At 68.2% G+C, this 20,136-nt stretch carries 23 protein-coding genes; 9 read left to right on the top strand and 14 right to left on the bottom strand.

Going from position 1 to position 20,136, the window contains the following annotated elements:
• Positions 1–138 precede the first annotated feature (138 nt).
• Positions 139–894 carry a DeoR/GlpR family DNA-binding transcription regulator gene (locus VL15_RS03595; RefSeq protein WP_048243155.1) on the bottom strand — a complete coding sequence of 252 codons (756 nt, stop codon included), beginning with the start codon at positions 892–894 and terminating at the stop codon, positions 139–141.
• Positions 895–975: 81 nt separating this feature from the next.
• On the opposite strand from VL15_RS03595, the gene VL15_RS03590 reads away from it, so the two are divergent.
• The 5 genes from VL15_RS03590 (at position 976) to VL15_RS03570 (ending at position 3,961) form a co-directional block, all read left to right on the top strand.
• Positions 976–1,575: an NUDIX domain-containing protein gene (locus tag VL15_RS03590; protein WP_048243154.1), complete on the top strand. Its 600-nt coding sequence runs from the start codon at positions 976–978 to the stop codon at positions 1,573–1,575.
• Positions 1,572–1,952 carry an NUDIX hydrolase gene (locus VL15_RS03585; protein WP_048243153.1) on the top strand — a complete coding sequence of 127 codons (381 nt, stop codon included), beginning with the start codon at positions 1,572–1,574 and terminating at the stop codon, positions 1,950–1,952. The genes VL15_RS03590 and VL15_RS03585 overlap by 4 nt, the downstream gene beginning before the upstream one ends.
• Before the next feature lie 182 nt (positions 1,953–2,134).
• Positions 2,135–3,004 carry an SIR2 family NAD-dependent protein deacylase gene (locus VL15_RS03580; RefSeq protein WP_048243152.1) on the top strand — a complete coding sequence of 290 codons (870 nt, stop codon included), beginning with the start codon at positions 2,135–2,137 and terminating at the stop codon, positions 3,002–3,004.
• Between the two features lie 196 nt (positions 3,005–3,200).
• Positions 3,201–3,587, top strand: coding sequence for a fluoride efflux transporter CrcB (gene crcB / locus VL15_RS03575; RefSeq protein WP_048243151.1), 387 nt, complete (start codon positions 3,201–3,203; stop codon positions 3,585–3,587).
• 23 nt (positions 3,588–3,610) lie between these two features.
• Positions 3,611–3,961: a DUF190 domain-containing protein gene (locus VL15_RS03570; RefSeq protein WP_048243157.1), complete on the top strand. Its 351-nt coding sequence runs from the start codon at positions 3,611–3,613 to the stop codon at positions 3,959–3,961.
• A 9-nt stretch (positions 3,962–3,970) separates the two neighbouring features.
• On the opposite strand, the gene VL15_RS03565 is transcribed toward VL15_RS03570, so the two are convergent.
• Positions 3,971–4,534 (bottom strand): YggT family protein, encoded by a 564-nt coding sequence (locus VL15_RS03565; RefSeq protein WP_048243150.1) that lies wholly within the window; start codon positions 4,532–4,534, stop codon positions 3,971–3,973.
• Positions 4,535–4,610: 76 nt separating this feature from the next.
• Positions 4,611–5,540, bottom strand: a complete 930-nt coding sequence (locus tag VL15_RS03560) for a Rossmann-like and DUF2520 domain-containing protein (RefSeq protein WP_048243149.1) — start codon at positions 5,538–5,540, stop codon at positions 4,611–4,613.
• Between the two features lie 514 nt (positions 5,541–6,054).
• Here VL15_RS03560 and VL15_RS03555 point away from each other — a divergent pair.
• Positions 6,055–6,369 (top strand): hypothetical protein, encoded by a 315-nt coding sequence (locus VL15_RS03555; RefSeq protein WP_048243148.1) that lies wholly within the window; start codon positions 6,055–6,057, stop codon positions 6,367–6,369.
• A gap of 116 nt (positions 6,370–6,485) precedes the next feature.
• On the opposite strand, the gene VL15_RS03550 is transcribed toward VL15_RS03555, so the two are convergent.
• Together VL15_RS03550 and VL15_RS03545 are read right to left on the bottom strand one after the other, a co-directional pair.
• The gene (locus tag VL15_RS03550; RefSeq protein WP_048243147.1) at positions 6,486–7,154 is read right to left on the bottom strand and encodes a LysE family translocator; all 669 of its coding nucleotides are present in this window, start codon (positions 7,152–7,154) and stop codon (positions 6,486–6,488) included.
• A gap of 58 nt (positions 7,155–7,212) precedes the next feature.
• Positions 7,213–8,769: a UbiD family decarboxylase gene (locus VL15_RS03545; RefSeq protein ID WP_048243146.1), complete on the bottom strand. Its 1,557-nt coding sequence runs from the start codon at positions 8,767–8,769 to the stop codon at positions 7,213–7,215.
• A 596-nt stretch (positions 8,770–9,365) separates the two neighbouring features.
• Between VL15_RS03545 and VL15_RS03540 the strand changes: the two genes are divergently transcribed.
• Positions 9,366–10,475, top strand: a complete 1,110-nt coding sequence (locus VL15_RS03540; protein ID WP_048243145.1) for a transglycosylase SLT domain-containing protein — start codon at positions 9,366–9,368, stop codon at positions 10,473–10,475.
• A gap of 113 nt (positions 10,476–10,588) precedes the next feature.
• Here the strand turns inward: VL15_RS03540 and VL15_RS03535 are convergent, their stop codons facing one another.
• From VL15_RS03535 to VL15_RS03515, 5 genes are all read right to left on the bottom strand, one after another.
• Positions 10,589–11,785, bottom strand: coding sequence for a pyridoxal phosphate-dependent aminotransferase (locus VL15_RS03535; protein WP_048243144.1), 1,197 nt, complete (start codon positions 11,783–11,785; stop codon positions 10,589–10,591).
• 64 nt (positions 11,786–11,849) lie between these two features.
• Entirely contained in the window at positions 11,850–12,287 is a 438-nt protein-coding gene (gene nusB, locus VL15_RS03530) for a transcription antitermination factor NusB (protein ID WP_048243143.1), read from the bottom strand.
• Positions 12,284–12,802: a 6,7-dimethyl-8-ribityllumazine synthase gene (ribH, locus tag VL15_RS03525; RefSeq protein ID WP_011351235.1), complete on the bottom strand. Its 519-nt coding sequence runs from the start codon at positions 12,800–12,802 to the stop codon at positions 12,284–12,286. The genes nusB and ribH overlap by 4 nt, the downstream gene beginning before the upstream one ends.
• 53 nt (positions 12,803–12,855) lie before the next feature.
• The gene (gene ribBA / locus VL15_RS03520) at positions 12,856–13,998 is read right to left on the bottom strand and encodes a bifunctional 3,4-dihydroxy-2-butanone-4-phosphate synthase/GTP cyclohydrolase II (protein WP_048243142.1); all 1,143 of its coding nucleotides are present in this window, start codon (positions 13,996–13,998) and stop codon (positions 12,856–12,858) included.
• 199 nt (positions 13,999–14,197) lie between these two features.
• Positions 14,198–14,716, bottom strand: coding sequence for a DUF1993 domain-containing protein (locus VL15_RS03515; RefSeq protein ID WP_048243141.1), 519 nt, complete (start codon positions 14,714–14,716; stop codon positions 14,198–14,200).
• A gap of 268 nt (positions 14,717–14,984) precedes the next feature.
• Here VL15_RS03515 and VL15_RS03510 point away from each other — a divergent pair, with 268 nt between their 5' ends.
• Together VL15_RS03510 and VL15_RS03505 are read left to right on the top strand one after the other, a co-directional pair.
• Positions 14,985–15,587 (top strand): O-methyltransferase, encoded by a 603-nt coding sequence (locus VL15_RS03510; protein ID WP_048243140.1) that lies wholly within the window; start codon positions 14,985–14,987, stop codon positions 15,585–15,587.
• The gene (locus VL15_RS03505; protein ID WP_048243139.1) at positions 15,584–16,267 is read left to right on the top strand and encodes a GntR family transcriptional regulator; all 684 of its coding nucleotides are present in this window, start codon (positions 15,584–15,586) and stop codon (positions 16,265–16,267) included. Before VL15_RS03510 ends, VL15_RS03505 begins: the two co-directional genes overlap by 4 nt.
• A gap of 109 nt (positions 16,268–16,376) precedes the next feature.
• On the opposite strand, the gene VL15_RS03500 is transcribed toward VL15_RS03505, so the two are convergent.
• From VL15_RS03500 to VL15_RS03485, 4 genes are all read right to left on the bottom strand, one after another.
• The gene (locus tag VL15_RS03500; protein WP_048243138.1) at positions 16,377–17,006 is read right to left on the bottom strand and encodes a riboflavin synthase; all 630 of its coding nucleotides are present in this window, start codon (positions 17,004–17,006) and stop codon (positions 16,377–16,379) included.
• A gap of 14 nt (positions 17,007–17,020) precedes the next feature.
• Positions 17,021–18,142 carry a bifunctional diaminohydroxyphosphoribosylaminopyrimidine deaminase/5-amino-6-(5-phosphoribosylamino)uracil reductase RibD gene (gene ribD / locus VL15_RS03495; protein ID WP_048243137.1) on the bottom strand — a complete coding sequence of 374 codons (1,122 nt, stop codon included), beginning with the start codon at positions 18,140–18,142 and terminating at the stop codon, positions 17,021–17,023.
• Positions 18,143–18,157: 15 nt separating this feature from the next.
• Positions 18,158–19,441, bottom strand: coding sequence for a glutamate-1-semialdehyde 2,1-aminomutase (hemL, locus tag VL15_RS03490; RefSeq protein ID WP_014897811.1), 1,284 nt, complete (start codon positions 19,439–19,441; stop codon positions 18,158–18,160).
• Positions 19,442–19,626: 185 nt separating this feature from the next.
• Entirely contained in the window at positions 19,627–20,079 is a 453-nt protein-coding gene (locus VL15_RS03485) for a hypothetical protein (protein WP_048243136.1), read from the bottom strand.
• Between the last annotated feature and the right edge of the window lie 57 nt (positions 20,080–20,136).

Raw genomic sequence — 20,136 nt, 5'->3', positions numbered from 1 at the left:
TGCCGCTTGCTAACATGGGCGCGTGGCGATTGGGCGGGCGCCCATGTTAGCAAGCGGCACCTGTCAGCACGCTGACATCGGTGCGGTGCCGGCATGTCGAACACCCGCGGCCGATTCGGCGAGCACGACCGGGCGTCGTTACGCGCGCACGACCGTCACGCCTGCTGCCTCGATCGGCTTCGTCAGCGCGGTGTCGGTCTCCTTCTCGACCACGACGGTTTGCGCAAGCGTGAGGTCGCCGATCACGAATTGCGATGCCGCGCGCAGTTTCGACTGCGACGCGAGCACGACCGTCTCGGCCGCGCGTCCGGCCAGCGCGCGCTTGATCGCCGCTTCCTCGAAATCGCCGGTGCTCAGCCCCGCGACCGGATGCACGCCCGTGACGCCCATGAAGTACAGGTCCGCATGGATGCGCGCGATGCCTTCCATCGCGGCGGCGCCGACGGCCACGATCGAATGCTTGTAGAGCCGCCCGCCGATCAGGATCACGTCGATCGACGAATGCGCGGCCAGCGCGACCGCCACGCTCGGACTGTGCGTGACGATCGTCGCGCGCAGGTCGGCCGGCATCTGGCTGACGAGCAGCGCCGAGGTCGTGCCGCCGTCGACGATCGCCACTTGCCCGGGCGCGATCATCTCCGCGGCGCGGCGCGCGATGCGCCGCTTTTCCGCCGTTTCGATGGCCTCGCGCTGCGCGAACGGCGCGACGGCCGGCGACGCCGGCAGCGCGCCGCCATGCACGCGCTGCAACAGGCCTTCGGCCGCCAGCTCGCGCAGGTCGCGGCGGATCGTGTCTTCCGACACGCCGAATTGCGTACTCAGCTCGACCGCCAGCACCTGGCCGTCGCGTGCGAGCGCATCGAGGATTGCTTTCTTGCGTTGCGTCGTCAGCATCGTGATTGCACGAAAATTCTTGAAATTGCACGAATATGCACGTTACCATGGGCGCCGTCTTTTGTCGAATGGGAGGTCGTGATGGCTGCAACGCGGGACCGTGTCCGCATCGTCGATACGACGGTGCTGTCCGATGACTGGTATGTGCTGAAGAAGGTGACGTTCGATTTCCTGCGCCGCGACGGAACGTGGCAGCGCCTGAGCCGCGAGACCTACGATCGCGGCAATGGCGCGACCATCCTGCTGCGCAACGCCGGCACGGGCGACGTGCTGCTGACGCGGCAGTTCCGGATGCCGGCGTTCGTCAGCGGACACGACGGCATGCTGCTCGAAGCCGCGGCCGGCCTGCTCGACGACGCGACCCCCGAAGCGCGCATCCGCGCGGAGGCCGAGGAGGAGACCGGCTATCGCGTGCGCGGCGTGCGCAAGGTGTTCGAGGCGTTCATGAGCCCGGGCTCCGTGACGGAGAAGCTGCATTTCTTCGTCGGCGAATACGATGCGTCGCTGCGCACCGGTGACGGCGGCGGCGTCGCGGAAGAGGGCGAGGATCTCGAGGTCGTCGAGATGCCGCTGCAGGCCGCGCTGGATGCGGTCGAGCGCGGCGAGATCGTCGACGCGAAGACGATCATGCTGCTGCAGTACGTCGCGCTGCGGGAAACCGCCGGCGCGCGCACGGCATGACGCCGCTGCTCGTGCTGGTTGCCGGCCCGTATCGCAGCGGCACGGAAGGTGACCCCGCGCGCATCGCCGCAAACCTGCACCGGCTGGAAGCGGCGGCGCTCGCCGTGTATCGCCGTGGGCACGTTCCGATGATCGGCGAATGGGTGTCGCTGCCGCTCGCCGCCGCGGCCGGGTCGCGGCAGGTCGGCGACGCAATCAGCGAGGCGTTCCTGTATCCGGCCGCGCATCGGCTGCTGCGGCGCTGCGATGCGGTATGGCGGATCGACGGCGCGTCGCGCGGGGCGGACGCAGATGTCAGTCTCGCGCGCAGCCTCGGCAAGCCGGTCTATTTTGCGGCCGACGAGATTCCGGTTGCGCAGGACGATTCGGATAGCTGAGCAGGCGGGGAGGCGTCGGCCGGGGCATCGCCGGCGGCTCCCCGGATCGGCCTGCGCCTGCATCGCCAGCGGCCGGACGTGCACGGTGTCATGCCGTTGCATCGCGCATGCCGTGCGGCAGCCGATCCGGCGTATGATCGCGACGCCACCCGCGCACCGCTCGACGTTACCGCCGCCCCATCATGCCGTTCTCCGAATCCGCCGACTCCACTGCCACCGCCGCCGCGCAGCTGCCCGCCGATCTCGTTGCTTCCGCCGTTGACGCGCTCGCCCGCGCCGACGCGTTGCTCGTGACGGCCGGCGCGGGCATCGGCGTCGATTCCGGGCTGCCCGATTTTCGTGGCACTGACGGCTTCTGGCGCGCGTATCCGGCGCTGCGCCACGAGCGTTTCGAATTCCACGAGATCGCGTCGCCGCACGCGTTCCGTGCGCGTGCGCAGCTCGCGTGGGGCTTCTACGGACACCGTCTCGCGCTCTACCGCGCGACGGTGCCGCATGCGGGCTTCGCGATCCTGCGTCGCTGGATCGACGCGATGCCGAACGGCGGCTTCGTACTGACGAGCAACGTCGACGGCCAGTTCCTGAAGGCCGGCTTCGATCCAGCACGGATCGTCGAGATCCACGGTTCGATTCATGTGCTGCAGTGCCTGCGTCCCTGTTCGGACGACACGTGGGACGCGGCGCCGTTCGTGCCGGACGTCGACGAAGCCACTTGCCGCCTCATCGGCGAAACGCCGCGCTGTCCGCACTGCGGCGGCCTCGCGCGGCCAAATATCCTGATGTTCGGCGACACCGGCTGGCTCGGTGCGCGCTACGACGCGCAGGAGCGTGCACTGCAAGACTGGATCGCGCGGGCCGGGCGCGTCGCCGTGGTCGAGATCGGTGCGGGCACCGCGATTCCGACCGTGCGCCTGCTGAGCGAACGGCTCGGTGCCGACGTGATCCGCATCAACGCGCGCGAAGCGCATGCACGCCGTGCGGACGCGATCGGGTTGAAGGGCGGCGCGCTGGCGACGCTGACCGCGCTCGACGCGGCCTGGCAGCGCGCGTGAACGTACCGGCGAACGGGCGGCCGGGCGAACGGGCGTGCGTCGTGCCCGCCGTCGTCGTTGCAGCGGCGCGGCGAATCCGCATACAGTTCAGCTAGCACCGCCCGTGCATGCGCCGCGTGCGCCGGGAAACGGGCATCGCCCCGGGCAACCGGGGGCCGGCGGCTGAGTCCAGCCGCATCATCGACCGGGAGCGCCCTTGTTCTATTCGATCGTCGCGATCTTCGTCGGCGCCGGGCTCGGCGCGCTACTGCGCTGGTTCCTGAGTCTCGCGCTCAACGAATTCTTTCCCGAGGTGCCGCTCGGCACGCTCGCCGCGAACCTGATCGGCGGCTACGTGATCGGTGTCGCCGCCGTCGGGTTCACGGCCCGCGTCGGGCTGCCGCCCGAGTGGCGGCTGTTCGTGATCACGGGCTTCCTCGGCGGGCTCACGACGTTTTCGACCTACTCGGTCGAAGTGATGACGCATGCACTCGAGGGCCAATTGGGATGGGCGTTTGCGGTGGCTGCCCTACACTTGATGGGATCGTTCGCGCTGACGGCGCTCGGCATGTGGACCGCGCGCGCGTGGCTCGCGGCGGCCTGAGCGTGCCGCCATCGGAGGGTGCGGTGGACAGGATCTTCTTGCGCTTCTATCTGCACGAGCAGCACCGGCTGCACTGGAAGCCGCTGTGGGAATGGCTGCTGGAGGAGGCGAACCGGATGGGTGTCGCGGGCGGTTCCGCGTTTCGCGCGATGGCCGGTTTCGGCCAGCATCGCGTGCTGCACGAGGATCGCTTCTTCGAACTGCAGGGTTCGCTCGCGATCGAGGTCGAATTCATCGTCACCGAGGACGAAGCGCAGAAGTTGCTCGAGCGGCTATCGCACGAGAAGGTGCGCGTGTGCTACGCGATGATTCCGGCGCGCTTCGGCGTGATCGACACGCTCGGCGCACCGCCGGCGCAGGGGCCGGCGGCGTAGGGTGCGACGTCAGATGCCGAACATCGTCAGCGACACGGCGGCGCGCGTGACGATCATCAGCAGCACCTGCACGATCACGAACAGCAGGATCGGCGACAAGTCGATGCCGCCGAGGTTCGGGATGACGCGGCGCAGCGGGTTCAGGAACGGTGCGGTGAGCTGGTAGAGGATCGGCATCGCCGGCGAGCGCGGGTTGAGCCACGACAGCAGCGCCATCAGGATCGTCATCCAGATCACGAGATTGAGCGCCCACTTCACGACGGTGAGCAGTGCGACCACGACGAGCGTCGCGATCACCGCGGCCGGATCGAAGCCGGCCATCACGACCATCAGCACGACATAAACAAGCGCGGTGACCAGCGCGGCGACGACGCTGGCCCAGTCGATGCCGCGCACGCCCGGGATCACGCGGCGCAGCGGCAGCACGAGCCAGTTGGTCGCCTGCAGTACGGCCTGCGTGACGGGGTTGTACGGCGGCACGCGGACGGCCTGCATCCAGACGCGCAGGATCAGCGCGGCGCCGAACAGCGTGAAGATGGTATTGAGCAGAAAACGGGCGATCTCGCCGAACATCGTTGGCATCCTTTTTTATACAGTCAGTAGCGCGCGGCCGCCAACGCCGGATGGCGGCGCATCGGCCGACACCTTATCACGCCTCGTCTCGCGGCGGGGAGGGGTGCGCGGCCGTGCGCGCGAGCGACGTTTCGACGGCCTCGGCGAGCGCCGGCAGCGACGCCGGCGGCGCGGCGCGTTTCGCCGCGAGCGCGACCGCGCGGCGCGTCATCAGCGCGTACAGCGTCGCGTGATCGCCGCCGCGCGCTTCGAGCAGCGCGAGCTGGCGTTCGACGATGCCCGTATCGCCGCGCGACACGGGCCCGGAGAGCGCGTTCGCGAGCCCCTTGTCGCGGGCGGTCTCGATCGTGCCGGCGAGCATCGGCAGCAGCGCGCGCAGCGCGGCTTCCTCGTCGAAACCGAGGCCGCGCCACAGCTCGACCGCTTCCGACAGCCCGCACAGCGCGAAGCTTGCCGCGTAGTGCGCGGCCGCGTGATAGAGCATCCGGCCGCCGGCCGGAATCGACAGCGGATGGCAGCCGAGTGCGGCAGCAAGTCGCAGCAGCGTGGCATGCAGCGCGCCGTCGGCTTCGATCGTGACCGAGCAGCCGTCGATGCGGGCAAGGTCCGCGTCGGTGCCGCCGAACAGGTAGAGCGGATGGAAGCCGCCGGTGGCCGCGTGTTGCCGTTTCGCCGGATCGAGCAGCGCGACCGCCGACGCGCCGCTGCAATGGACGACCGCCTGCCGCGCGGCGCGCGATGCGTCGAAGCGGAGCGCCGCGGCGGTCGGCGCGAGATGATCGTCGGGCACCGTCAGGAAGATCAGGTCGGCCGCGTCGACGACCTGCTGCGGCGTATCGACCGCCTGGCAGCCATCGATACGCGTGGCGAGGGCCGCGGCCGATGCGGGTGTGCGGCTCGCGATCGCAGCGACGGGAAAGCCGGCCTGCGCGAAGCGCTGCGCGACACAGCGCGCGAGCCGGCCGGCGCCGATGAAGCCGAGACGGGGTGTGTCGGGGAGGGGCATGGCAGCGACGGAAGCGAAAACGGAGCAGCCGCCAGTATCGCAGGAATGACGGCGGGGTCGACGGACGTCGATTTCCGCGCAGACGCGTGTATTGCTTACCGGTATGCGGCGCGACTCACGCGCCTCGTGGTGCCCGCCATCACGGTCGAAGCGTGATCGTGGAATCCGACCCTGAAAAGGGTTGCATGCGTGTCCCTCTTGGAATGTCGGCGTCTTGTCGCAAATTTGTAATCGTTCATTACGCAAGCGTGCCCGCCGCGCGGGCCGTATCCGGTAAGACTGACCGGCCATGGTGTTGCGACCCGACTCGTCGGACGGAATCGCGCGATCCGCAAGGATCGCGGCATGTTCCTGAAGCCGTGCAGAACGGCGGCTGCGGCAGCGTGCAATTGCAATTTGCAACAAATGTGCGATACGCGAGGGGCGGGTTTTCGCTACATTGCTCCCATGCGACGTGCACGCCCGCCGTTGCCGACAGGGGCGCAAAAAATACCGCTCCAGCAGGAGAATCGAAGTGAAAAAGCTCATTCCGTTCATCGCCGCCGCCGCGCTGGGCCTGGGTGCCGCAAGCGCTGCGCAAGCTCACGTGTCGATCGGGGTCGGCATCGGTATCCCGGTCGCACCGGCGTACCCCGTCTATGCACCGCCTCCGCCCGTGTACTACGCGCCGCCGCCTCCGCCCGTGTATTACGCACCGGCGCCGGCCTACTATGCGCCGCCGCCCGCCGTGGTCGTCGGCGGCTACGGCGGCTATGGCGGTTACTACGGTCGTCCGTACTACCGTCATGGCTACGGCGGCTGGGGCCATCACGGCTACTGGCGTCGCTGATCCGTCCCGCGCGGCCTGACCGCGCGGCAAAACGGCGCAATGTCCCGTCGAGGGGCGCTGCGCCGTTTTTCATTGGGGCCGCCGCTTGGCGTGCAGCCCGTTCAGATCGCCTTCGATTACACGGCGTGCACGATCAGGTCGCGGTAGCCGCCGACGATCACGCTGTACGAGAAATACGCGAACAGCAGCGCCGACGCCACATGGCACGCGCGCATCAGCCCGGCGCCCGCGCGCTTGCGGCCCTGGCTCGCGAGCGTGCACATGAAGAGCGTCCACGCGAGGCCGCCGAGGAAAAAGCCCGACAGGAACACCGACGCCGTCGCCGGCGTGGTTGCGCCGGCTTTCGCGATCAGTGCGCCGCCGACCGCCGCGAACCACAGGATCGCGCTCGGCGAGGACATCGCGAGCAACATGCCGCGCAGGAAACTGCGCCGTGCGCTTGCACGCGGCGGCTGCGCGTCGTCCGCATCGTCGTCGGCCACCTTGGGCGGCAGCAGCGCTTCGCGTGCCATCTTCCACGTGAGGAACAGCAGCACGGCACCGCCGCCGATCCACACGATCCAGCGCACAGGCTCGAACTGCAGCAGCACGGCCATCCCCGCGAGCGCGAGCGCCGCGTAGACGAGATCGCCGACGCACGAGCCGACGCCGAGCCAGAAGCCCGGCCGGAAGCCGTGCGACAGCGTCAGCGACAGCATCGCGACGTTCACGAGGCCGATGTCGAGACACAGCGACAGCGACAGAAAGAAACCGTCGGACAGCATGGAGGCGGGCGGAAAGCTCATCTTCGTTGTTCTGGTGGTGGGTGCGAGGCACGGGCCGGCGGCTGCCGGCCGCATGGCTTCAGAGGCCGATCTCCTGCCACAGCCGGTCGACGCGCGCCTTCACGGCCGCATCCATTTCGATCGGGCGGCCCCATTCGCGGTTCGTTTCGCCGGGCCACTTGTTGGTCGCGTCGAGCCCCATTTTTGAGCCGAGACCGGCAACCGGCGATGCGAAGTCGAGATAGTCGATCGGCGTGCTGTCGACCACCACCGTGTCGCGCACGGGGTCGACGCGCGTCGTGATCGCCCAGATCACTTCCTTCCAGTCGCGGATGTTCACGTCCTCGTCGACGACCACGATGAACTTCGTGTACATGAACTGCCGCAGGAAGCTCCACACGCCGAACATCACGCGCTTCGCATGGCCCGCGTAGCTCTTCTTCATCTGGACGATGGCCATCCGGTAGCTGCAGCCCTCGGGCGGCAGGTAGAAGTCGGTGATCTCCGTGAACTGCTTCTGCAGCAGCGGCACGAACACTTCGTTGAGCGCGACGCCGAGCACCGCGGGCTCGTCGGGCGGTTTGCCCGTGTAGGTCGAGTGGTAGATCGCGTCGCGGCGCATCGTGATGCGCTCGACGGTGAACACCGGGAACCACTCCTGCTCGTTGTAATAGCCGGTGTGGTCGCCGTACGGGCCTTCGAGCGCGTGCTCGTACGCGGCGGACGCGTTGCCGGCCGGGCGCGGCGGCGCGCCGGCCGGAGCGGGGGCGGGGGCGCCGTCCTGCGGGTGGATGAAGCCTTCGAGCACGATCTCCGCGCGCGCGGGCACTTGCAGCGTGTCGACGCCGGGCGTCAGGCACTTCGCGAGCTCCGTGCGGCTGCCGCGCAGCAGGCCGGCGAACTGATACTCGGACAGCGAGTCGGGCACGGGCGTCACCGCGCCGAGCGTCGTGGCCGGATCGGCGCCGAGCACGACCGCGACCGGATACGGCTTGCCGGGGTTCTGCAGCGCGAATTCGCGGAAGTCGAGCGCGCCGCCGCGATGCGCGAGCCAGCGCATGATCAGCTTGTTGCGGCCGATCAGCTGCTGGCGGTAGATGCCGAGGTTCTGGCGCGTCTTGTTCGGCCCGCGTGTGACCGTCAGGCCCCACGTGACGAGCGGCCCCGCGTCGCCGGGCCAGCAGGTCTGGATCGGCAGCTTGTGCAGGTCGACGTCGGCGCCTTCCCAGACGATTTCCTGGCACGGTGGCGACGATACCGATTTCGGCGCCATGTCCCACACGGCCTTCGCGAGCGACAGCAGCTTGCCGGCGTCCTTCAGGCTCTTCGGTGGGTCGGGCTCCTTCAGCGCGGACAGCAGGCGCCCGAGATCGCGCAGCGAACCCAGCGCGGCGTCGTCGCCCGCATCGACACCCATCCCGAGCGCGACGCGGCGCGGCGTGCCGAACAGGTTGCCGAGCACGGGGAATGCATTGCCGGGCGGCGCATTGAACAGCAGCGCAGGGCCGCCCGCGCGCAGCACGCGGTCGCACAGCTCGGTCATTTCGAGCACGGGCGACACGGGTTGCGTGACGCGCCGCAGTTCGCCAAGTGTCTCGAGGCGCTGGATGAAATCGCGTAAGTCTTTGTATTTCATGAAGAAGGTCCGGGCGGCCCGCTTGACGGGCCGCGATGGGTGGGCGCAGCGGCCGGCTGCGGCCCCGATTCGACCGACGATTTTACCCGGGCCGCCGCGCGGGCGCCCGGCGGAGAAAAAAGTCGACCGCGCGCAAACCCCCTACGGCACGGGGCCTCCGATCTGAAGAGTGGTTTTAAATTACTTTTTGTTATAATTTCAAGGTTTTATAGTGTTGACGATCTATAAAACCCTGCTAGAATCCGCTCACATTGGTTGCAGGGTAAAAGGCTTCGAGCCGCCAATCACCGATCTTTGACGCAGCGCGTCACCGTCCGCCGAACCCTGCACGGCGTATCCGACGGCTTTAGTCGTAGTCCCAGCCAGCGCTACCAGACGCTGGTTTTTTGCGTGGGTGCCACCGCGTATGCCCGCCTCGCCCATTGTGCGAAGGTGCCGGCCCTCTTACACCGTGGCCTCGAACGGTACTTATACCGTTTCTCCGATGCCTGCACGTCCCAACCAAGGCGTGCGGCGTCGTGATTCCGCGGCGCGTATTCTGTCTCGCCATCGAGCTGAGCGAGCCGCACGAGTCATGTTCATGGGAGATGATCTGAATGAACGCTTGGTTATCGTGGCGTCCCAACGAGCAGCATGCGCAAATCGTGCGCAACATGCTGCGTCGCGGGACGCGAGTCAGTCACCATCTATTCAGCGTTGTCGGCTGTTTCGCTGTCGCGGTTGCACTTGCCCTGTGGCTGCTGCCAACCGTGCGCGGCACGCTTGCCGCGAAGCTGATGCCGGTCGTATCCGCGGCCGTGCAGGCCGGGCCAGCCCGTCTGTTGTCCGGCCACCCGCTGCCGAACTTCGCGCCTGCCGGTGCGCAGCCGCAGCAGGAAGACAGTCCTGAAACGGACACGCTTGCGGTCGGCCTCGATGTCGCGCCGGAAGCTGCCGCGCAGGGCGATGCGTCCGACCCGGCCCGCAACGGCCCGTCGCCCGTCGCGCTTGCAAAACTGATCCCGACCCAGCGGGTGCCGGCCGATGCGCGCGACGATCGTGCGCTTGCGTCGAACCGCGAACAGGCGCTCGTCGCGACCTATCTGTCGCGCCGCTACCGCATTGCGCAGGAGCCGCTCGGCCAGCTCGTCAAGGCCGCGTTCCAGACCGGCCGTGACGTCGGCCTCGATCCGCTGCTGCTGCTGTCCGTGATGGCGATCGAGTCGGGCTTTAACCCGTACGCCGAAAGCGGCGTCGGCGCGAAGGGCCTGATGCAGGTGATGTCGAAGGTCCATTCCGACAAGTTCGAGTATTTCGGTGGCACCGACACCGCACTGCAACCGCTTGCGAATCTGCAGGTCGGCGCGCTCGTGTTGAAGGACTGCATCGCGCGCGGCGGCTCGCTCGCGAACGGCCTGCGCATGTACAACGGGTCGACGAACCCCGACGACACCGCATATGGTGCGAAGGTGATGGCCGAGCGCGGCCGGCTGCGCGACGTGTCGCACGGTCGCAGCGTGCCGGTCAACGCGCCGCAGGCGCCGGCTCAGCCGGCGAAGCCGATCGTGACGGCTGCGGCCGTGACGGCAGGCGGCGCGAAGCGCGTGCACGCGACGCTCGACTCCGCTACGTCGGTGAAGGCCGCGCCGAAGGAGACGTCGCCGCAGGACGACGCGAGCGTCGACACCGCGAAGCAGTCGCACGACCATTCGGAGCTCGGCGCGTAACATCTTGCGTCCCGCGCGGTTCCGGCCGGCATGAAATGAAAAAGGCACCCGAGATCGGGTGCCTTTTCTTTTTTGCGATGCGGGAAACGGCTGGTGTGCTGCCGGCCGCGGCGTCAGCGCTGCCCGAACAGCGTCGCGAGCCGTTCGACCGCCTCTTCGAGCCGCGAGTAGGCCGTCGCATAGGACAGGCGGATATAGTCGTGCGGCGCATGGACACCGAAGTCCATGCCGGGCACCAGCACGACACCCGCGTCGTGCAGCATCGCCTGCGTGAGCGCGGCGCTGTCGCCGGCCGCCGGGTGGGCGACAGCGCCGCAATGCGCATACACGTAGAACGCACCGTCCGGCATCACGGGCACCGTGAAGCCGAGCCGTTCGAGCGCCGGCGCGATGAAGTCGCGCCGGCGCTTGAATTCGAGCCGGCGTGCTTCGTAGATGTGGAGCGCGGCCGGCTCGAAGCACGCGAGTGCCGCGTGCTGCGCGAGTGCGGACGGGCAGATGAACAGGTTCTGCGACAGCTTCTCGAACGTGCCGACCAGCGCGGGCGGCACGACGAGCCAGCCGAGCCGCCAGCCCGTCATGCTGAAATACTTCGAGAAGCTGTTCACCGTGATGACGTCGTCGCCGAACGACAGCGCCGACACGGGCGCCGCGTCGTAGCTGAGCCCCTGGTAGATTTCGTCGACGATCGTGAAGCCGCCGCGTGCGCGCACGGCTTCGACGATCCGCTTCAGTTCGTCCGGTTCGAGCGACGTGCCGGTCGGGTTCGACGGCGACGCGAGCAGCACGCCGCGCGTGCGCTCGCCCCAACGTGTGCGAACGTCGTCCTCGGTGAGCTGGAAGCGCGCGTCCGGGCCGCTCGGCACGAGCACCGCGCGGCCTTCGGCCGCGGCGACGAAGTGCCGGTTGCACGGATACGACGGGTCGGGCATCAGCACCTCGTCGTCGCGGCCCACGAGCGCGAGGCACGCGAGCAGCAGTGCAGCCGACGCGCCGGCTGTCACGACGATCCGTTCGGGGCTGATCGTGAGGCCGTATGCACGCAGATAGTGCGCGGCGATCGCCTCGCGCAGCGGCGCAATGCCGAGCGCGCTCGTGTATTGCGTGACGCCGCGGCGCAGTGCGGCGGCGGCAGCTTCGACGACAGGCTCCGGCGCGGTGAAATCCGGCTCGCCGATGCCCATGTGGATAACGTCGCGCCCGGAGGACTCGAGCCGCTGTGCCTCCTTCATCAGTTCCATCACGTAGAAGGGCTGGATCGCGTCGACGCGTGCGGCGAGCGTGACGAGCGAATCGGCGGTGGTATTCATCGGTCGGGCGGGGCGGGGAGGGAGAATGAAAAACGGGCGCTTGCGCGCCCGTGGACTAACGGTGTCAGCCGTTGCGGCGCGCCTGCGTTTCCGCCGGGCGCAGCTTCGCGGCGAGCTTGTCGAGCACGCCGTTTACATATTTGTAGCCATCGGAGCCGCCGAACGTCTTCGCGAGTTCGACAGCTTCGTTGATGATCACGCGATACGGCGTTTCGACGTGGTGCGTGAGCTCGAACGTCGCGATCAGCAGCACGGCGCGTTCGACCGGCGACAGCTGTTCGATCGGACGGTCCAGCGACGGCGTCAGCGCTTCGACGAGCGATGCTTGCTCGCGGATCACGCCGTGCAGGATTGCTTCGAGCAGCTCCTTGTCAGCCTTGTCGTAACCGAGTGCGCCGCGCAGCTGCGCGTCGATCTCGCCGGGGGCCGCGTTCGACAGCAGCCATTGGTACAGGCCCTGCGTCGCCAGCTCGCGCGATTGTCGGCGGGCGCTCTTCTTCATGCGCGCTCCTCTTCGTCGTCTTCGTCTTCTTCTTCGTCCTCGTCGTCGTCGCCGAGTTGGTCGAGCGCCATCGTCAGGTTGGCCATCTCGACAGCGACGCGCGCGGCGTCACGACCCTTTTCAGTCATGCGCGCGACGGCCTGCTCGTCGTTTTCGGTCGTCAGGACCGCGTTCGCGATCGGCAGGTTGAAATCGAGGCCGATACGGGTGATGCCCGCGCCGCTTTCGTTCGACACGAGTTCGAAGTGGTAGGTCTCGCCGCGGATCACCGCGCCAAGCGCGATCAGCGCGTCGAACTGGCCGCTTTCCGCGAGCTTCTGCAGCGCGAGCGGGATTTCCAGCGCGCCGGGAACCGACACGAGCAGCACATCTTCACCGGTGACGCCGAGGCGTTCCAGTTCTTCTACGCACGCGTCGGCGAGGCCGTTGCACACGGGCTCGTTGAAGCGCGATTGCACGATGCCGATACGCAGGCCGTCGCCTTCGAGATTCGGTTGGTATTGTCCGATTTCCATGATCTTGTCCGTGGTGTGGATGAGCGGTTATAGGGCGAAAGCGTCGTGGCGGGTTACGCGTGTGACGCCGGGCAGGACTTGGCTTCGCCGCCGGGCATCGGAATGAAGCCCGTGACTTCGAGGCCGTAGCCGGACATGCTGCCCAGCTTGCGCGGATTCGACAGCACCTGCATCTTGCCGACGCCGACATCGCGCAGGATCTGCGCGCCGATGCCGAACGTCTTGAAATCGACCGGCCGGCGCTTGAGCGCTGCGGCCTTTTCTTCCTCGTCGAACGCCTTGAAGACGTCGATCAGGTGTTCCTTCGTGTCGCCGCAGTTGAGCAGCACGATCACGCCGAGGTCGCGTTCCGCGATGTCGTGCATCGCGGCGTCGAGCGTCCACGAGTGTGTCGACACGCCCGTTTCGAGCAGGTCGAGCACCGACAGCGGCTCGTGCACGCGCACGGGCGTATCGATGTCGGGCGACGGCGTGCCGCGTACCAGCGCGATGTGCGGCGAGCCGCTCGGCTGGTCGCGGTACAGCACCGCGCGGAACGTGCCGTGCGCGGTCTGCATCGTGCGCTCGGCGATCCGCTCGATGATCGATTCGGTGCGGCTGCGGTACTGGATCAGGTCGGCGATCGTGCCGATCTTCAGGTCGTGTTCCTTCGCGAATTCGATCAGGTCGGGCAGGCGCGCCATCGTGCCGTCGTCCTTGATGATCTCGCAGATCACCGCGGCCGGCGTGAGGCCGGCGAGCGCGGTGAAGTCGCAGCCCGCTTCGGTGTGACCCGCGCGCACGAGCACGCCGCCCGGCTGCGCCATGATCGGGAACACGTGGCCCGGCTGCACGATGTGCTCGGGGCGCACGTCGTGCGCGACCGCCGTGGCGATCGTGTGCGCGCGGTCGGCGGCCGAAATGCCGGTCGTCACGCCTTCGGCCGCTTCGATGCTGACCGTGAACGCGGTGCCATATTGCGTGCCGTTGCGGTAGGTCATCAGCGGCAGGTGCAACTGCTTGCAGCGTTCCTGCGTCAACGTCAGACAAACCAGGCCGCGGCCGTACCGGGCCATGAAGTTGATCGCTTCCGGCGTGACGAATTCGGCGGCGATCACGAGGTCGCCTTCGTTTTCGCGGTCTTCTTCGTCGACCAGGATCACCATCCGGCCGGCTTTCAGCTCGGCGATGATGTCGAGCGTGGAGGCGAGCGTCATAAGGGGGCGAGAAAGAGGAAAGTGCGTATTTTACGCCAGCCGGACGGCGTTTCGGCTGGCACGGGTCGCGCGCGGCAGGCAAGCGCTCCGGAAAGCGCTGCGGCCGGCCCGCGCGGCAGGCCCGGCCGGGCCGCAGCGGGTTGCCTGCGCGTGGGCGCGGACGGTTGCGGGCCGGGCTTTGCCCGGCCGCGCGTCAGCGTCATGTGTGCTCGTTGCGCCCGCCGAGGTAGTCGAGCTTGCCGAGCTCGACACCGCTGTGGCGCAGGATGTCGTACGCGGTCGTCACGTGGAAGAAGAAATTGGGCAGCACGAAGTGCAGCAGGTACGACTGCCCGGTGAACTCGATCGGGCCGACGCGCATCTTCAGCACGATCTGGCGGGCCTCGCTGCCGTCGATCTGCGCGGCATCGAAGCCTTTCAGATAGTCGATCGTCTTCTGGATGCGCGCGTGCAGTTCGTCGAAGGTCTGCTCGACGTCCGGGAAGCTCGGGATCTCGGCGCCGGCGAGCCGCGCGGCGCAGCCCTTGGCCGTGTCGGTCGCGATGTAGACCTGGCGGACGAGCGGCAGCATGTCCGGGTAGAGGCGGGCGCCGATGAATACCGACGGATCGATCTGCTTCTCGGCCGCGTGCGCCTGCGCCTTGCCGAGGATGTGCTGCAGGTTGGTCAGGCCACGGATCAGCACGGGCAGCGAAGCCTGGTACATCGAGATGGACATGGGGACGACTCCTTGAGGATGAGGGCGATCGGTGCGCGGCGCGCCGTGCGTTGCGGCGTTGAATCCGCTGTCGATGCATCTTAGCGCGACGACATGACCCGTGCGCGTCGCTGGCCGTTCGGCCAGGTGTCGGGTCGCCGATCAGCAGGCGGGCGCGATACGGTTCGTCCCGCTTGCGCCGGAACGATGCCGGCCCTCGCCGGCGTTGCGCGTCGGAGTGAAAAACGTCGTATCATGAAACACGAAATATGAAGCAACGGAGACCCGCATGATCGAACTCGACAGCGGCGCGTCGGCCGTACTGGCCCAACTGGCGTCCTTCGGCCAGGACAACGATGCGCGGATGGACGACCGCAGCCTCAAGATGCTCAACCTCGAGCCACCGACGGCCGAGTTGCTGTACCTGCTCGTCACCGGCGCGCGGCGCCGGCGCGTGCTCGAGATCGGCACGTCCAACGGTTACAGCGCGATCTGGCTCGCGCACGCGCTGCGCGAAACGGACGGGCAGCCGCTCGTCACGGTCGAGTTTTCGCCCGACAAGGCCGAGCAGGCGAGGGCCAACCTGCGCGCGGCGTCGCTGCAGGATTGGGCGCAAGTGATCGAAGGCGATGCGACGCAGGTCTGCGCGGCCGTGACCGGCCCGTTCGATTGCGTGTTCTTCGATGCGGACCGCGTGAGCGCGCCGCGGCAACTGGCGCATCTGCTACCGAAGCTGACGGCCGACGCGCTGCTCGTCGCGGACAACGCGCTGTCCCATCCGGGCGAGATTGCCGGCTATCTCGCCGCGGTCGATGCGTCGCGGCAGTTCGACACGACGATCGTGCCGGTCGGCAAGGGGCTCCACATCGCACGTCGCCGGAGGTCCGCATGACGCGCGCCATGCTCGAACGCACGACACTGGGGCGCGACGCTTATGGGGCGATCAGGGAGATGCTGGTTGACGAAGCGCGCTTCGCGGCGGGCGAGAAGATCAGCATCGAAGCGCTGTCGCGCGATCTCGGCATCAGCCGCTCGCCCGTATGGGCAGCAGTGTCGCGCCTGGAGGCCGAGGGGCTGCTGCAGGTCGTACCGCGCCAGGGTGTCTTCGTCATCGCCTTCGACCGCGCGCGGATCGTGGCCATCTTCGAGGCGCGCGAGGCGCTCGAAGGCATGGCCGCGCGTCTGGCGGCGCAGCGCATGACACCCGACGATCACGCGGCGCTGGATGAAGCGCTGTCGCGACAGGCGCGCGCGGTCGCGACGCACGACGGCGACGCGTACCGCATCGCCAACCTCGACTTCCACCACGGGCTGCTCGCGACGGCGCGCAATACGACGATCGAGACGTCGCTCAGGGCGCTGTATGCGCAGGTGCAGACGATGTGTGCCGGCGGTGCGAGCCCGATGGACGACTGGGAGCGACTGGGCGGGAATGTCGCCGAACACCGGCAGGTGTTCGACATGATCGCGAAGCGCGACGCGGATGCCGCGGAGCGTGCGGCGCGCGAGCATGTCCGGCAGTTGCTCGCGACGATTCTGGCGCGCGCGGGGGAAGAGGGTGCGGACGCCTGATCGCCTGCGGAAAGCCGGCGGGCGACGGCAAGAAGGATGAAGGAAAGCGGCGGCAGTCAGGGCCCGGTCATTGGGTCGTTAACCGCCGTTTCGGCGAGCGCCGGCGCGATCAGTCCTGATGCGCGCCTTGCGACGTCGACAGCATCCGCTCCACATACCGCGCAATCATGTCGACTTCGAGGTTGACCTTGTCGCCGGTCTTCACGTGGCGCAGCGTCGTGACCTCGACCGTATGCGGAATCAGGTTGATCGAGAATTCGCAGCCGTCCGCGCGATCGTCGACCGTGTTGACGGTCAGGCTCACGCCGTTGACCGTGATCGACCCCTTGTACGCGAGATAGCGGCCGAGCTCGCGCGGCGCGACGATCCGCAGTTCGTGCGACTCGCCGACCGGCGCGAAGCGCGACACGGTGCCGAGGCCGTCGACGTGGCCCGACACGATGTGCCCGCCGAGGCGGTCGTGCGCGCGCAGTGCCTTCTCGAGGTTCACGTCACCGGGTTCGGCGAGGCCGACCGTGCGGTTCAGGCTTTCGCGCGATACGTCGACGTCGAACGCGGCGTCGGTCTTTTCGATCACCGTCATGCACGCGCCCTGGATCGCGATGCTGTCGCCCAGCGCGACATCGGCGAGGTCGAGCTCACCGGCCAGCACGGTCAGGCGCACGCCGGCATCGGCCGACGTGCCGAGTGGCTGGATCGATTCGATGCGGCCGACAGCCGCGACAATTCCGGTGAACATCGTGACGATTCCGTTCAATGAGACGCGTCGGGCGGCGCGAAGCGCGCCAGGATCCGCAGATCGTCGCCGATCCGTTCGATCCCGTGAAACGACAGTCGCGTGCGTGCGGCGAGACTCGCCGGCGCGGCGAGGTCGAACATGCCGGCCGCGTCGGCGCCCAGCAGGCTCGGCGCGAGATAGACGAGCAATTCGTCGACGCACTGTTCGCGCAGCAGCGACCCGTTCAGCTTGTGGCCGGCCTCGACGTGCAACTCGTTGACGCCGCGTGCGCCGAGCGTCGACAGCATCGCGGGCAGGTCGACCTTGCCGTGCGCATTCACGAGCGGCACGATTTCCGCGCCGCGCGCCTTCAGCACGTTCGCGCGCGCTTCGACGCTGGCGTCGAGCTGGCCGCAGAAGATCAGCAGCGGCGCGCCCTCGAGCAGCCGCGCGTCGAGCGGCAGGTCGAGGCGGCTGTCGACCAGCACGCGCTGCGGCTGGCGCGGCGTGTCGATGTCGCGCACGGTCAGGAGCGGGTTGTCCTCGCGCACGGTGCCGATGCCGGTGAGGATCGCGCAGGCACGCGCGCGCCACGCGTGCCCGTCGAGGCGCGCGGCCTCGCCGGTGATCCACTGGCTTTCGCCGGACGGCAGCGCGGTGCGGCCGTCGAGCGACGCGGCGGTCTTCATCCGCACCCACGGTCGACCGCGCGTCATCCGCGACACGAAGCCGATGTTCAGCTCGCCGGCTTCATGCGCGAGCAGTTCGCAGCGCACGTCGATGCCCGCGTCGCGCAACATGCCGAGGCCGCGCCCCGACACCTGCGGGTTCGGGTCTTCCATCGCCGCGACGACCTTCGCGACGCGCGCTTCGATCAGCGCGTTCGCGCACGGCGGCGTGCGGCCGAAATGGCTGCACGGCTCGAGCGTCACGTAGACGGTCGAGCCCGCAACATCGTGGCCGCGCGAGCGCGCGTCCTTCAGCGCCTGCACTTCCGCGTGGTCCTGGCCGGCCGGCTGCGTGAAGCCTTCGCCGATCACGTCGCCGTCCTTGACGATCACGCAGCCGACGCGCGGGTTCGGCGCCGTCGTATACATGCCGCGTGCGGCGAGCGCGAGCGCACGCTGCATGTGGGCGAAATCGATATCCGAGAACATGCGCGCGGACCCGGGTCAGGCGGCGAGTGCCGCGAACGCGCGGCGCGCGGCCGCGAGCGTCGCGTCGATCACCGCGTCGTCGTGCGTGCTCGACACGAAGCCGGCTTCGTATGCGGACGGCGCGAAGTACACGCCCTCGTCGAGCATCAGGTGGAAGAAGCGGTTGAAGCGCTCGGTGTCGCTCTTCGTGACTTCCGCGAAGCTGGTCGGCACGCGTTCGGCGAAGTAGAGGCCGAACATCGCGCCGATCGAGTCGGCCGCGAACGGCACGCCGGCGGCGCGCGCTTCCGCGGCGAGGCCGTCGGCGAGACGCTTCGTCTGCGCGGTGAGCGCGTCGTAGAAGCCCGGCGCCTGGATCAGCTGCAGCGTCTTCAGCCCCGCGGCGACCGCGATCGGGTTGCCCGACAGCGTGCCAGCCTGATAGACGCCGCCGAGCGGCGCGAGGTGGGCCATGATGTCGCGGCGGCCGCCGAACGCAGCGGCCGGCATCCCGCCGCCGATCACCTTGCCGAGGCAGGTGAGGTCGGCCGTGATCCCGTAATACGCCTGCGCGCCGCCGAGCGCGACGCGGAACCCGCACATCACTTCGTCGAAGATCAGCACGGCGCCGTGCTTCGTGCACAGCGCGCGCAGCGCGTTCAGGAATTCGGGCGTGCCGCGCACGAGGTTCATGTTGCCCGCGACGGGCTCGACGATCACCGCGGCGATCTCGTCGCCGAACGCGCCGAACGCTTCCTCGAGCGCGGCGACGTTGTTGTATTCGAGGACGGTCGTGTGTTTCGCGATGTCGGCGGGCACGCCGGCCGACGTCGGGTTGCCGAACGTCAGCAGGCCCGAGCCGGCCTTCACGAGCAGACTGTCCGCGTGGCCGTGGTAGCAGCCCTCGAACTTGACGATGCGGCTGCGGCCCGTGAAGCCGCGTGCGAGACGCAGTGCGCTCATCGTGGCCTCGGTGCCGCTCGACACCATCCGCACCTGTTCGATCGACGGCACCAGCTTGCAGATTTCCTCGGCGATCTCGATCTCGGCTTCGGTCGGCGCGCCGAACGAGAAGCCGTCGGCGAGCACGTTCTGCACGGCCGACAGCACTTCCGGATGGACGTGGCCGACGATCATCGGGCCCCAGGAGCCGATATAGTCGATGTACTGCTTGCCGTCGGCATCCCAGAAATACGGGCCTTGCGCGCGCGCGACGAAACGCGGCGTGCCGCCGACCGAACGGAATGCGCGCACCGGCGAGTTGACGCCGCCGGGAATGGTCTTCTGGGCGCGTTCGAAGAGGATCTGATTGTTGGACATGGGCGAAACCTGCGAGAGAAGGGCGCGGGGGCCTGTGCACGGGCCGCGGCGCCTGGGCGGAACGATCGTCTGATTGTACCGGAGACGCGCTCGGCGGGCCCGCGGGCCGGTCTGCGGCCTTTCGGCGCGTGGGGGATTGCGCGGGCCGGAAAGGAGGGCTCGATTCGACCGGGCCAGCGACCCGGTTATCGCGGCGGCTTGCGCTTGCCGGTCAGTTCGGCCCAGCGCTTCTCGAGCGGGCCCTCGACCATCGGCTTGATCGACGTGCCGGATGATTGCGCATCCCAGGTCTGTACCGAGTACGGATGGATGCGCAGCGCGTCGCGCGCGATCACGACGTCCTGGTGCGCGTCGACCAGCCAGTCGTATACGAAGTCGATGCACAGCCGGTAGCCGCGCTTCGTCGTTGCATCGGGCACCTCGTAAGGCGCGCGTGTCACGTAGCCGGAGCCGAACACGCCCTTGGGCTCCTTCGCGACGCGGTGCAGGAACACGCGGTCGCCCGGCAGGATGCCGCGCGCGAAGCCGCAGCCCCACACGTCATGCACGGCCTCGCCGGCCTTCACGCGCGCGGCGATGTCGGGCAGCTCGGGCCACGGCCATTTCTTGGGGCTCCAGATCAGCAGGAAAGCGGTCATCGGTTCGGTCGTGCGTCGAATAGGTCAGACAAGAGCCGCAAGCTTAATCGAATCCGC

This window comes from Burkholderia cepacia, assembly GCF_001039005.1.
Lineage (GTDB): Bacteria > Pseudomonadota > Gammaproteobacteria > Burkholderiales > Burkholderiaceae > Burkholderia > Burkholderia theae.
Note: the sequence above shows the minus strand (reverse complement) of the source record. Positions and strands in the feature narration are given on the sequence as shown.